The sequence below is a fragment of the Sulfitobacter sp. 1A12157 genome, assembly GCF_043557345.1.
Lineage (GTDB): Bacteria > Pseudomonadota > Alphaproteobacteria > Rhodobacterales > Rhodobacteraceae > Sulfitobacter.
Window position 1 is genome coordinate 162,527 of the sequence record NZ_JBIFFV010000002.1, and the last position, 12,832, is coordinate 175,358.

Below are 12,832 nucleotides of genomic sequence, written 5' to 3' on the forward strand. Positions count from 1 at the left end.
CCGCCTTGTTTGCGCGGGGTGGGCGTTCTACATGAAGGGCATGAGAATTCGGCTGCCCTTCCTGAAATCCCCGCCCAGCGTTTCCGTAATCCGGCTTTCCGGCATGATCGGCGCGCAGGGCCGCGCGGTGTTGAACGATGCCACCATGGGTCCGGTCATCGAAAAGGCTTTTGCCAAGGGTAAGCCTGCCGCTGTCGCCTTGGAGATCAACTCTCCCGGTGGCAGCCCGGTACAATCGTCGTTGATCGGCGCGCGCATCCGGCGGCTGTCCGAGGAAAAGAACATTCCCGTCATCGCCTTTGTCGAGGATGTAGCCGCCTCTGGCGGCTATTGGCTGGCGGCGGCGGCGGATGAGATTTACGCGGACCCAAGCTCGGTTGTGGGCTCCATCGGGGTGATTTCGGCCTCCTTCGGGGTGCATGAGTTCATCCGCGAACACGGGGTCGAACGGCGCGTCTATACGGCAGGGCAGAGCAAATCCATGCTCGACCCGTTCCGCCCGGAAAACCCCGAAGATGTCGCCCGGCTGAAACTGCTGCTCGAAGACATCCATGAGAATTTCATCGACCATGTGAAGACCCGCCGCGCAGGCAAGCTGCCCGAGGGGCAAGACCTGTTTACCGGGGAAATCTGGCTGGCGAAACGCGCCGCCGAACTGGGGTTGATTGACGGGATCGGTCATCTGAAACCACTGCTGAAAGAGCGCTTTGGCGACAAGGTCAGGCTGCGGCGCTATGGTGTGAAGCGCGGGCTGTTGTCGCGTTTTGGCGTGCAGATGATGCAGGACGCGGTGCAGGGCATAGAGGAACGCGCGGCCTTCGCGCGGTTTGGACTCTAGCCCATGGTTTTCAAGATCGTCCTGCTGTTTCTGGTGGCCATGGGCCTGCTCGCTTGGTTCGGAAAGATGCATTGGCTGGGGGGCAAGCGCCTGACCCGGTCCAAATGCCGTGACTGCGGACGTTACCGTATTGGCAAAGGCGATTGTGCCTGTAAGGGAGGGCGTTGATGCTGATGCCATGGCTACTTTCGGGGCTTGGCCTCGTGATCCTGCTGTTTGCGGGGGATGCGCTGGTGAAAGGGGCGGTGAACCTGTCACTGCGCCTTGGCGTGCCCGCGTTGATCGTCAGCCTGACCATCGTGGCCTTTGGCACCTCGGCGCCGGAGTTGCTGATCTCGGTCAAGGCAGTCGTGGATGGGGTGCCGGGGCTGGCGCTTGGCAATGTGGTGGGGTCGAATACGGCCAATATCCTGATGGTGCTGGGCATTCCGGCGCTTTTGGCGACGATGCACACATCGGAATGCAGCACCCGCAAGACCTATAACCAGATGATCGCGGCCTCGCTCTTGTTCATCGTGTTGGCCTTCCGCGGCGTCTTTGACTGGATCGCGGGGCTGATCCTGCTCGCCGGTCTGGCCTATATGCTTTACGACGCCTTCGGCGATGCCAAGGATCACCGCCACGCCTGCCGCAGCGGTGCGGCAGAGGAAGAGGAGGAGCCCGAAGGCGCGGACCCCGATATGGCGGGCTGGCAGATCGCGATGTTCCTGATCCTCGGGCTGATCGGCCTGCCCTTGGGGGCGAGCCTGTTGGTGGATAACGCCACGATCATCGCCCAGACCTATGGGGTCAGTGACACGGTGATCGGCCTGACGTTGGTGGCCGTGGGCACGTCGCTGCCAGAGCTTGCGACCACGGTGATGGCGGCGCTGCGGCGTCAGGCGGACGTGGCGCTTGGCAATGTGATCGGCTCCAACATGTTCAACCTGCTGGCGATCATCGGCATTGCGAGCCTTGTCGGTCCGATCTCGGTCGACGAAGCCTTCCTGCGGATCGACCTGTGGGTGATGCTGGGCGCGTCGCTTTTGCTGATCCCCTTCGTCTATTTGGGGCGCGATATCACGCGGCTTTGGGGCGTGGTGCTGAGCGCGCTTTACGGGCTATATTTGTTTATCATCCTGATCTAAGGAGGGCGGCAGATGCGGCGGGCATTGGTGACCGGAGCCGGGCAACGTCTGGGCCGCGCCATGGCGCTCTACCTCGGGCAGCGCGGCTTTGACGTGGCGGTGCATTATGCCACCTCGCTTGACGGGGCCGAGGCGACCGCCGCCGAGATTGCGGCCATGGGTCGCCGTGCCGTGGCCCTGCAAGCCGACCTTCTGGACGATGCCGCAGCCGCGGCGCTTTTGCCCCGCGCGGCCGAAACGCTCGGCGGGCCGATCACCTGCCTTGTCAACAACGCCTCTATTTTCGAGCAGGACGATATCGGCAGCGCCACGCGCGAAAGCTGGGACCGCCATATGGGCAGCAACCTGCGTGCGCCCTTCGTCTTGACACAGGCGATGGCGGGGCAGGGGCTGTTGCCTGAAACCGACGCCGGGGGAGAGCCGCGTGCCAGTGGTTTGATCGTCAATATGCTCGACCAGCGGGTGCGCAACCTGACGCCAGAATTCACCACCTACACGATCGCCAAGATGGGCCTTTGGGCAATGACGCGCACCAGCGCGCAGGCGCTGGCCCCCGCGATCCGCGTGAATGGCATCGGGCCCGGCCCGACCCTGCAAGGCCCGCATCAAGACCCCGAAGACTTTGCCGCGCAGCGCCGCGGCACGGTTCTGGGCCGCGGCGCGAATCCCGAGGATATCACGGCGGCACTGGGATATTTTATCGATTCGCCGGGGGTCACCGGGCAGCTTATCTGCACGGATGGGGGAGAGCATTTGCAATGGGAAACAAGCCCTAAAAGCCCCCGAAACTGACGCACATGCGGGAAGTTTTGCACGTCCTTAACCTATGTAACCAAAGTGTTACCGAAACCCTTTTGTTTTCAGGGGCTTGTTTCATGGTAAACAAAAGAATGAGCAAAATCAGGATATTATGGCTGCGCCTAAAAATTAGGCAAATCAGCGAACCATGTTAAAAACAAAGAGAAATCCAAGATGCCCAGAAGTTATCGTCAGAGTTATCCACATGTTTGGTGGACATGTTAAAGCTTGCCCCCATTGCCGTCCTATTGCAGCGAAGCACGAGAATCAGCGCCTGAGATGACCACGCCCAATGACAGCCCTCCGCCGCAAGGCCGAAAGGTGATTCAAGCCTATCTGAAGTCGCTCGATTCCTCGCCGGGCGTCTACCGGATGCTCGATTCGGAAAGCCGCGTGCTTTATGTCGGTAAGGCGCGGAACCTGCGGGCGCGGGTGTCGTCCTACGCGCGGCCCACGGGCCATTCGGCGCGGATCTCGCGGATGATCGCCAATACCGCCTCGATGATGTTTCTGACCACCAAGACAGAGACCGAGGCGCTGCTGCTCGAACAGAACCTGATCAAGCAGCTCAAGCCCAAGTTCAACGTGTTGCTGCGCGACGACAAGAGCTTTCCCAATATCCTTGTCACCGCCGATCACGACTACCCGCAGATCAAGAAACACCGCGGCGCGAAAAAGGAGAAGGGCAGCTACTACGGCCCCTTCGCCAGCGCGGGCGCGGTGAACCGGACGCTGAACCAGTTGCAACGGGTCTTTTTGCTGCGGGACTGTTCCAACGCGATGTTCGACAGCCGCACGCGGCCCTGTTTGCAGCATCAGATCAAACGCTGCTCTGCCCCCTGCGTCGGCAAGATCTCGGCAGAGGATTACCGCGAGACCGTGCGCGATGCCGAACGGTTCCTCAGTGGCAAGTCGACGGATATTCAGGGCCGATTGGCGCGGGACATGGAAGAGGCGTCAGAGGCGATGGAGTTCGAACGCGCCGCCGCCCTGCGCGACCGGATCAAGGCCCTGACGCAGGTTCAGACCGCCCAAGGCATCAACCCGCAGGGGGTGAATGAGGCCGATATCATCGCACTGCATATGGAAAGCGGGCAGGCCTGCGTTCAGGTCTTTTTCATCCGCGCCAACCAGAACTGGGGCAACCATGACTACTATCCTCGGATCGGGAGCGAGATCGACGCCGCCGAGGTGCTGGAGGCTTTCATCGGCCAGTTCTACGACACCCGCGAACCGCCCCGGCAGTTGATCCTCAGCAACGAGATCGAGAACCCCGATCTGATGGCCGAGGCGCTGAGCGGCAAGTTGGGCCGTAAGGTCGAACTGCTGGTGCCGAAACGGGGTGAGAAGGCCGAACTGGTCGATGGGGCGCTACGCAACGCGCGCGAAAGCCTTGCCCGCAAGATGGCCGAGACGGCGACCCAGACCAAACTTTTGCAAGGGCTGGCCGATGCTTTTGACCTGCCCAAGCCGCCCGAGCGGATCGAGGTTTACGACAACTCGCATATCCAAGGCACCAATGCGGTCGGCGCGATGATCGTGGCGGGGCCGGAAGGCATGATGAAAAACCAGTACCGCAAGTTCAACATCCGTGGTGACGATCTGACCCCGGGCGATGACTTCGGCATGATGAAAGAGGTGCTGCACCGCCGCTTCAAACGGCTGATCAAAGAAGACCCGGACCGCAGCCGCGGCCTTTGGCCCGACTTGCTGCTGATCGACGGCGGCGCGGGGCAGGTGAGTGCCGTGGCCTCTATCATGGCGCAGCATGGGGTCGAAGATATTCCCATGGTCGGCGTGGCCAAGGGCATCGACCGCGATGCGGGCAAGGAAGAGTTCCACCGCGTCGGCAAGCGCCCCATGGCCCTGCGCCACAACGACCCGGTGCTTTATTTCGTGCAGCGTCTGCGCGATGAGGCGCACCGTTTCGCCATCGGCACCCACCGTGCCAAACGGGCCAAGGGGGTCAGCGCCACGCCGCTTGACGACGTGCCGGGCGTTGGCGCTGCGCGCAAGCGTGCGCTGCTCGCGCATTTCGGTTCAGCCAAGGCAGTGAGCCGCGCGAACCTTAGCGATCTCAAGGCGGTCGAGGGCGTGTCGGATGCGCTGGCAGAAACCATCTACGGCTATTTCCATGAAAAAGGCTAGGGCGGGCCGCCCCGTGGTGGCGACGGCCCGCAGGCGGAGCGGTTTCGTCCTTTCAGCCACGAACGGCGCAAGATAGGATAACGTCATGAAATGGAATTTGCCCAATATCCTGACCCTGCTCAGGCTGGTCGCGGCCCCCGGTGTGGCGGTCATGTTTCTCTATTTTACGCGCCCCTATGCTGATTGGTTCGCCCTGCTGCTTTTTGTCGGGGCGGCGGTGACGGATTGGTTCGATGGCTACCTTGCCCGCGCTTGGGCGCAGGAAACCAAACTCGGCGCCATGCTCGACCCGATTGCCGACAAGGCGATGGTGGTGATCGCGCTGATGGTGATCGTCGCCTTCTCAAGCTGGTCGCCGTGGTTGGTCTTGCCCGCCACGCTGATCTTGTTTCGCGAGGTCTTTGTTTCGGGCCTGCGTGAGTATCTGGGCGATGTGGCCGGCACGTTGAAGGTGACGCAACTGGCCAAATGGAAGACGACATTGCAAATGATCGCCATCGCGGTGCTGTTTTCGCAAGGCGTGTTCGAACATTACCTCGGGATGAGCGTTTTCGGGATGGACCAGCAAATGATCGAAGCGATCCTTGATGGTGAGGTCGAGGATCATCTGGGGCTGGGCTGGAAACTCGCCGGAATGGAATGGGCCGGGCTGCTGGGGCTGGCGCTACTCTGGGTCGCCGCCGTGCTGACCGCCATCACCGGCTATGACTATCTGCGCAAGGCGCTGCCGCATCTGAAGGAGCCACGCTAATGGATGTTCTGTATTTCGCATGGGTCCGCGAACGCATCGGCCTGCCCCGCGAACAGGTCGAAAGCCAAGCCGCCACAGTGGCCGAATTGGTCGAAGAATTACGGGGCCGAGAGGAGCGCTACGAAATGGCTTTCTCCGACCTTTCCGCGCTGCGGGTCGCCGTGGATCAGGAGTTGACCGATTTCGATGCCCCGTTGCAAGGCGCGCGCGAGGTGGCGTTCTTCCCCCCGATGACCGGGGGCTGAGCGATGCGTGTTTCGGTGCAGGAGGCGCCCTTTGATCTGGGCGAGGAAGCCGCGCGCTTTGCCAAGGGCGAGGGAAGCAGCGGCGCGATCGTGACCTTCACGGGCGTGGTGCGCGACAATGATGCGGGCACGCTCAGCGCAATGGAAATCGAGCATTACCCCGGAATGACCGAAAAGGCGCTGCGTGAGATTGCGCAGCAAGCGATGGCGCGGTTCGATCTGCAGGATGCGCTGGTGATCCACCGCTACGGGCGTCTGGTGCCGGGGGAGCAGATCATGATGGTCGCCACAGCCGCGCGGCACCGTCGCCATGCTTTTGAGGCGGCGGAGTTCTTGATGGATTACCTCAAGTCCCGCGCGCCCTTTTGGAAGCGCGAGATCACGGCAGAGGGCGACACTTGGGTCGCCGCAAAGGACGAAGACGAGGCGGCGCTGGAGCGTTGGTGAGCCTTCGGCTCAGGCGAAGCGGCCACCTTTTTCGATGACTTCGATCTGGTAGCCATCGGGGTCTGCCACGAAAAAGAACTTCGCCACAGTCTCTCCGGCGGGGCGGAAATCCACGATCTCGCGCGGGGTGGCACCGGCCTTGATCGCGGTCTCGCGCGCCGCTTCAAGGTCGTCGACCACGAAGGCCAGATGACCATAGCCATCGCCCAGATCGTAAGGGGTCTCGCGGTCCTTGTTGACGGTCAATTCCAGTTCGAATGCGCCCGCGGCATCGCGCAGGTAGATCAGGGTGAAGCCGTCGAAATCCAGACGGTCCGCAATCTGCAGCCCGAACACGTCTTCGTAGAATTTCACCGATGCCGCCTCATCAAAGACGCGGATCATGGAGTGGGCGAGTTTGGCCATGGCAGGGCTCCCAAGGTCTGGGGTCAGGCTTTCTGACGTTCGATATAGGCGCGCATCTCCTCGGCCTCATGGCGGGCGTCGCGCAGCCCGTCCATCGCCGCGCGCAACTCGGCCTCGGTCTGGGCAAGTTGATTGGTCAACTCGGCCTCGCGTTGTTGCAGATAGGTGATCGCCTGATCGCGGGTTTCCTCGGCCTCATGCAGCTCTTGGCTCATCCGGTCCAGCTGGGCCACATCGTCGGCGGCCACGCGGGTAAAGCGGTTCAGTAGCCAATTGGCGAACCATCCCATGCAGAAGGCCACGAAAAGAATGATGGCTGTTGCCAGGACAAACTCAGTTCTGCTCATCACCGCTGCCTTCTTCGGTTTCGTCGGATTCCCCGATCTCTTCTGCCGTGGTATCGCCCGTTTCTTCGGCAGATTCCAGCGCTGTTTCGTCCTCGGGCGTCTCGGCCTCGGGCTGGATCAGGCGGAATTCGATGCGGCGGTTGGCTTCGCGGCCCTCTTCGGTCTTGTTGTCTGCGATGGGGTTTTCCTCGCCATAGCCTTTGGCCACGAAGGAGGAGGTCAACACCCGGCGCGCGCGCAATTCGTTCAAAACCGATTCCGCGCGGCTTTGCGAGAGCGACAGGTTCATCGATTCGCGGCCCTGACTGTCGGTGTAGCCTTGAATCTCCAGCCGGATGTCGCCGCAGTTTTTCAGCACCTCGGCGATATCGTCCATCGTCCCGAGCGCGGAGGCGTCGATCGTGGCGCTGCCCGGCTCAAAGGTGATCTTGCCGATCTTCAGGATCTCCCGGATCTCGGCTTCGCATTCTTCGGGTGTCGGCAGGCCCGCGATGGGGTCGAGCTTTTCTTGATAGGTGATGTCGATGCTGTAATCGGCGCTTTCGCCCAGTTTGTCGGCCAAAAGTGAGGCGACGGCGGTATTGGCGTCCTTTTTGCCGGTATTGCCCATCACCTCAAGCCGGTCGGGCGTGACTTTGACAGAGCCGTTGGCAAGGGAGGCCATGGCCTCAAGCCCAGTCAGGACGCGGGTGGCCCAATCGCCCGGCAGGGTCTCGTCCAGCCGCGCGGCGGTATAGACATTGGCCGAGCCGAAATGCGATTTCGCGTAGCTGTCGGCCAGATCGCGCAGCCCCTCGGTCGAGAGCCGCCCGCGCAGTTGCACCTGCCCCTCGGGCGAGAGGGTCGCGGTGAATTCGGGCGGGCCTGCGTCGGGGTCTTCGACCTTGGGCAGTTTCGCAGTGAGGGCAAAGACATCGGGCAGGGCATTTTCCAACTCCCCCACAACGCGGTCGAATGTGTTGGACGCGGTGCCCGGCGCGGCCAGCAGGGTGATGTCCGCATCCGCAAAAGAGATGCTGCCTTGGCCCAGGCGGCGCAGCGCGTCGATGGTCAGCGCCACGGCGCGGCCCCAGTTCGGGCTGGGCACGCCCAGACCGATGGTGCAGTCGGCGCTCTCGGGCGCACCGGCGGTGATCCCCGCTTTCAGAATACGGTCGGCGGCGGCTTCGGTATCGGCAGAGCAGGCATCGAAACGCGCGCCTTCTTCGTCGATCTCAAACCGCAGGGTAAAGGGGGTGATCACCGGGCGCGGGGCCGCGATGTCCAGCCGCAGCCGCAGGCTGGGCGGGGCCGCACGTTGCAGTTTACGTTCCATCTGCGCCTTGGCGGCTGCGCTGTCGGCGATGGCGGTGATGGTCACACGCCCCGCATCGACCGAGGCTTTGGCCCGGGGCAGGTCGGCCATCGCCTGTACGGCAAAGCTCAGCGCGTCTTCCCAGCCTTCGGGCGCGGGATAATCCGCGGATTCCAGAAGGTCGGTGACCGAGGCGTCGCCCGCCATGTCGCCAAAGGCGTCGATCACCGCCTCGCGGTCGGTGCTGGTGGGGATCAGGCCGATGATCGAGATGCCCGCGTCATTGCGCAGCACCTCGGCAGAGAAACGCGGCGGGGCGATGCCGGATTGGGCCTCGACCTCCATCTCGTCGATGACGCGGGCGGCGTCGACCACGGTGCCTGCGGTCGACAGGGCGCGAAAGCGCACGGCCTCGGTCGGCGCAATCCCGGCGAGGGTGACCTGCAAGCCATCGGCCTGCACTTCGGCCCATGTCATGCCCTGCGCGTCCAGCGCGTCACGCACGCCGATTTCCGAGGTGTCTTCGATCAGCTGCACCGAAAAGCTCGCCGCCACCAGAGAGACCACCGCTGCGGCTGCAAAGGTCAGGGCGATCGTGAAAATGGCGGAGAGGCGCATGGGCGGTCTTCTGGTTGTTAAGCTCAAGACTTGATACGCGCGTCCTGCCGGGGGTGCAATCAGGCCAGCAGGCTTGCCGCGAAAAACAACAGCGGGATCATGCCGGTATCGCGGTTGGCCCGGAAGAGCTGCAATAGCTTGGCATTGTCCTTGGTATCCAGCCCGCGCAGCTGCCATGCCATATGCCATCCCATCGCCCAAGGCCCGCCAAGGGCCAGCGCCAGCGCCAGCACCGAGGCTTGGGGCAGCCCGGCATAGATCACGGCAATTCCCATCAGCCCCACCGTGGCCATCAGAAAGCGCCGCAGCCATTTGCCGGAATTCTCACCAAAGAGCCGCGCGGTGGATTTCACGCCGATCAGCGCGTCGTCCTCGGCATCCTGATGGGCATAGATCGTGTCATAAAACAGCGTCCAAGCGATGCCCGCGAGGTAGAGCACCACGGCAGGCGCATGCAATGTGCCCGCGTGGGCCGTCCAAGCCAGCATCGCGCCCCAGTTAAAGGCGAGGCCAAGAAAGACCTGCGGCCACCAGGTGAAGCGTTTGGCGAAGGGATAGACAGCCACCGGCAACAGCGCCAACACGCCCATGGCGATGGCCGCTTGGTTGAAGGACAGCAGGATCAGCAGCGCCAGCAGCATCTGCCCCACCATCCACGCCAGCGCCTGTTTCACCGAGACCGCACCCGAGGGGATGGGCCGCAGCCGGGTGCGGGCGACCTTGCCGTCGATATGCCGGTCGGTGATGTCGTTCCACGTGCAACCCGCACCGCGCATCAGGAAAGCGCCGATGGCGCAGCCCGCGAAAATCCACAGATCCTCCCACCGCGGCGACTGGTCGAAGAGGATCGCAAGGCTCAGTCCCCACCAGCAGGGTAGCAGCAACAGCCATGTGCCGATGGGCCGATCCGCGCGGCTTAGCCGCAGGTAGGGGCGTAGCCCCGCCGGGGCGTGACGGTCGACCCAATTGTCGGCCACCGCATCGGCAACAGGCGCATCGGGCGTAGCATCTAGCGAAGGCGGCTGGTTGTGCATATATCTGGCCCTATGAACGCGAAAATCAGATTGTATGTAGATCAGCCCTTGGGGCAGGGGCAAACGGTTCCTTTGGCGCGCGAGCAGGCGCATTACCTCTTTGGGGTGATGCGGCTCACGGTCGGGGCCGGGGTGCTTTTGTTCAACGGGCGCGATGGCGAATGGCTGGCCGAGGTCGCCGAGGCGGGCAAGCGCGGCGGGGTGCTGACCTGTGTCGAGCAGACCCGGCCTCTGCAAATGCCGCCAGATCTGTGGCTGCTCTTCGCTCCGATCAAAAAGACCCGCACCGATTTCATCGTCGAAAAGGCGGCAGAGATGGGGGCCGCGCGGATCGTGCCGGTGATGACCGAATTTACCAACGCAGGCCGCGTGCAGCAGCCGCGCCTTCAGGCCCATGCGGTCGAGGCCGCAGAGCAATGCGGCGGTACCTATGTGCCGGAAGTGGCCGAGGCCGAGAAGCTGGGCCGGCTGCTGGATCGGTGGGACAGCAGCCGTCAGATCATGTTCTGCGATGAGGCTTTGGCCGGGGAGAGCGGCGCGCTGCCGTCGGGCGCGCAGGGGCCGTGGGCCATCCTGATCGGCCCCGAAGGCGGCTTTTCCGAGGGCGAGCGCAAACGGCTGCACGGTCTTGATCACGCCCATGCGGTGACATTGGGCCCGCGCATCCTACGGGCCGATACGGCGGCGGTGGCGGCGATGACCATGTGGCAGCAGGCCTTGGGAGATTGGTGATGCAAAGGGTGGCCCGATGAGTTTCCTGCGCCAAGGCGCCCGCGACCAGCTTTGGCGCTGGCGCGAAGCGATTGTCGGCGGCGGGCTGATGGGCCTTGGCCTTTGGCTCGTGGCGGGGCCGGGGTTCCTGCTGGCGGTGCCAGGCTATGCGGCACTGGCGGGCGGTGCCGCGCTGATCTGGCTCGGCGTGCAACGCGCGCGTTTTCGCGGGCAGGGCGATGGTGCGGGCGCGGTGCAGGTCGTCGAGGGGCAGATCACCTACTTTGGCCCGCTGACCGGCGGCACGGTCGCCCTGCGCGAGTTGCAGCGGTTGAGCCTCGACCGGCAGATGTTTCCAGCCCATTGGCGGCTTGAGCCGCGCGATGATGAGACGCCTTTGTTGATCCCGGTGAACGCCGCAGGATCCGAGGCGCTGTTTGACGCTTTCGCCGCCCTGCCGGGCCTGCGCACCGAGCGGATGCTCTTTGAGTTGCGCAAGACCCGCCATGACGCCGTTGTGATCTGGGAGCGCGCGCCGCTGCGCCCGGCGCATGTCTTGCTGCATTGACAGCCCCGGAAAATCCGCCCATCCCTGCTAGACGCGACGCCATGTCGACATCTTAGAAGACACCCAAGACGACCCTTCAAAACGGAGCCCTCGCATATGTCCATTCCTCAATCCGGCGGCGGCCCGATCGAACATCACGACCAGATGGCGCAGTATCTGGCGGACGGCTCCAAGCCGCGCGAGCAGTGGCGCATCGGCACCGAGCATGAGAAGTTCGGCTATTGCAAGGACACGCTCAAACCGCTCCCCTATGAGGGGGAACGCTCGATCCGGGTGATGCTGGAAGGGCTGCGCGACCGTCACAATTGGTCCCCTGTCGAAGAGGGTGGCAAGCTGATCGGGCTTGAGAAAGACGGGGCCAACATCAGTCTTGAACCGGGCGGCCAGTTGGAACTCTCGGGCGCCCCGGTCGAGACCATTCACGAGACCTGCGACGAGGTGAACACCCACCTGCGCGAGGTGAAGGACGTGGCCGATGAGATCGGCGTGGGCTTCATCGGTCTGGGCGCCGCGCCCGAGTGGTCGCATGAGCAGATGGATCTGATGCCCAAGGGCCGTTACAAGCTGATGGACGGCTATATGCAAAAGGTCGGCACCATGGGAACCACCATGATGCGCCGGACCTGTACCGTGCAAGTGAATCTCGATTTCGCGAGTGAAGCCGACATGGTGCAGAAGATGCGCGTCGCCGTGGCCATGCAGCCCATCGCCAATGCGCTTTTTGCCAATTCACCCTTCCTCGACGGCAAGCCCAACGGCGTGAAATCCACGCGCGGGCTGGTCTGGCGCAATCTGGATGACGCGCGCACGGGCATGATCCCCTTCGTTTTTGACGAAGGCTTCGGGTTCGAGGCTTGGGTGCAATATGCGCTCGATGTGCCGATGTATTTCGTCTACCGCGACGGCAAATATATCGACGCGCTCGGTCAATCCTTCCGCGACTTCCTGAAGGGCGAGCTGCCCGCGCTGCCCGGCGAGAAGCCGACGCTGAGCGATTGGGCCGATCACCTCACCACGCTCTTCCCCGAAGCACGGGTCAAGAAGTTCATCGAGATGCGTGGCGCCGATGGCGGCCCGTGGCGGCGGCTCTGCGCCTTGCCGGCCTTCTGGGTTGGGCTGATGTATGACCAAAGCGCGCTGGATGGCGCGTGGGATTTGGTCAAAGGCTGGGATGCCGAGACACGGGAAGAATTGCGCATCGCCGCCTCTACCCACGGCCTTCAGGCCGAGGTCGGCGGGCTCAAGATGCATGATCTGGCACGCGAGGCCGTGGCCCTGTCAGAGGCGGGGCTGAAGGCCCGCGCCCGTCCCGGCGCCGGTGGGCTGGTGCCGGATGAGACGCATTTCCTCAACGCCCTGCGCGACAGTATCGAGACGGGCCGGGTGCCTGCCGACGATCTGCTGGCGGATTACCACGGCCCATGGAACGGCGATCTGAGCCGTATCTACGCTGAATATTCCTACTGAAGGGTAAAGAGGCTGATGCCGCCCTCGGGCGGTG

General features: G+C 63.2%; 14 protein-coding genes. 10 read left to right on the plus strand and 4 right to left on the minus strand.

What is annotated here, in order from left to right:
* The first annotated feature begins 40 nt into the window (after positions 1–40).
* From ACGYLC_RS04685 to ACGYLC_RS04715, 7 genes are all read left to right on the plus strand, one after another.
* Positions 41–838 (plus strand): S49 family peptidase, encoded by a 798-nt coding sequence (locus ACGYLC_RS04685; RefSeq protein ID WP_394422245.1) that lies wholly within the window; start codon positions 41–43, stop codon positions 836–838.
* 167 nt (positions 839–1,005) lie between these two features.
* Entirely contained in the window at positions 1,006–1,965 is a 960-nt protein-coding gene (locus tag ACGYLC_RS04690; RefSeq protein ID WP_394421934.1) for a calcium/sodium antiporter, read from the plus strand.
* 12 nt (positions 1,966–1,977) lie between these two features.
* Positions 1,978–2,757 (plus strand): SDR family oxidoreductase, encoded by a 780-nt coding sequence (locus ACGYLC_RS04695; RefSeq protein ID WP_394421935.1) that lies wholly within the window; start codon positions 1,978–1,980, stop codon positions 2,755–2,757.
* Positions 2,758–3,042: 285 nt separating this feature from the next.
* Complete coding sequence (gene uvrC / locus ACGYLC_RS04700; RefSeq protein WP_067265551.1) at positions 3,043–4,911, plus strand: excinuclease ABC subunit UvrC; 1,869 nt, start codon at positions 3,043–3,045, stop codon at positions 4,909–4,911.
* A gap of 85 nt (positions 4,912–4,996) precedes the next feature.
* Positions 4,997–5,662: a CDP-diacylglycerol--glycerol-3-phosphate 3-phosphatidyltransferase gene (gene pgsA / locus ACGYLC_RS04705; RefSeq protein ID WP_394401923.1), complete on the plus strand. Its 666-nt coding sequence runs from the start codon at positions 4,997–4,999 to the stop codon at positions 5,660–5,662.
* Positions 5,662–5,907, plus strand: a complete 246-nt coding sequence (gene moaD, locus ACGYLC_RS04710) for a molybdopterin converting factor subunit 1 (protein WP_394401920.1) — start codon at positions 5,662–5,664, stop codon at positions 5,905–5,907. The genes pgsA and moaD overlap by 1 nt, the downstream gene beginning before the upstream one ends.
* Before the next feature lie 3 nt (positions 5,908–5,910).
* Complete coding sequence (locus ACGYLC_RS04715; protein WP_394421937.1) at positions 5,911–6,354, plus strand: molybdenum cofactor biosynthesis protein MoaE; 444 nt, start codon at positions 5,911–5,913, stop codon at positions 6,352–6,354.
* Between the two features lie 9 nt (positions 6,355–6,363).
* Here the strand turns inward: ACGYLC_RS04715 and ACGYLC_RS04720 are convergent, their stop codons facing one another.
* The 4 genes from ACGYLC_RS04720 to ubiA are packed head-to-tail and all read right to left on the minus strand — an operon-like array spanning position 6,364 to position 10,052.
* Positions 6,364–6,759 carry a VOC family protein gene (locus tag ACGYLC_RS04720; RefSeq protein ID WP_394421939.1) on the minus strand — a complete coding sequence of 132 codons (396 nt, stop codon included), beginning with the start codon at positions 6,757–6,759 and terminating at the stop codon, positions 6,364–6,366.
* A gap of 23 nt (positions 6,760–6,782) precedes the next feature.
* Entirely contained in the window at positions 6,783–7,106 is a 324-nt protein-coding gene (locus ACGYLC_RS04725) for a hypothetical protein (protein WP_007118939.1), read from the minus strand.
* Positions 7,093–9,018: an OmpA family protein gene (locus tag ACGYLC_RS04730; RefSeq protein ID WP_394421941.1), complete on the minus strand. Its 1,926-nt coding sequence runs from the start codon at positions 9,016–9,018 to the stop codon at positions 7,093–7,095. Before ACGYLC_RS04730 ends, ACGYLC_RS04725 begins: the two co-directional genes overlap by 14 nt.
* 59 nt (positions 9,019–9,077) lie before the next feature.
* On the minus strand, positions 9,078–10,052 hold the full coding sequence (gene ubiA / locus ACGYLC_RS04735; RefSeq protein ID WP_394421942.1) for a 4-hydroxybenzoate octaprenyltransferase: 975 nt from the start codon (positions 10,050–10,052) through the stop codon (positions 9,078–9,080).
* A 12-nt stretch (positions 10,053–10,064) separates the two neighbouring features.
* On the opposite strand from ubiA, the gene ACGYLC_RS04740 reads away from it, so the two are divergent.
* From ACGYLC_RS04740 to ACGYLC_RS04750, 3 genes are all read left to right on the plus strand, one after another.
* Positions 10,065–10,784: a 16S rRNA (uracil(1498)-N(3))-methyltransferase gene (locus ACGYLC_RS04740; RefSeq protein WP_394421944.1), complete on the plus strand. Its 720-nt coding sequence runs from the start codon at positions 10,065–10,067 to the stop codon at positions 10,782–10,784.
* Positions 10,785–10,800: 16 nt separating this feature from the next.
* Positions 10,801–11,331, plus strand: coding sequence for a hypothetical protein (locus ACGYLC_RS04745; RefSeq protein WP_067265571.1), 531 nt, complete (start codon positions 10,801–10,803; stop codon positions 11,329–11,331).
* A 96-nt stretch (positions 11,332–11,427) separates the two neighbouring features.
* Positions 11,428–12,798 (plus strand): glutamate--cysteine ligase, encoded by a 1,371-nt coding sequence (locus ACGYLC_RS04750; RefSeq protein WP_394421945.1) that lies wholly within the window; start codon positions 11,428–11,430, stop codon positions 12,796–12,798.
* Positions 12,799–12,832: the final 34 nt, after the last annotated feature.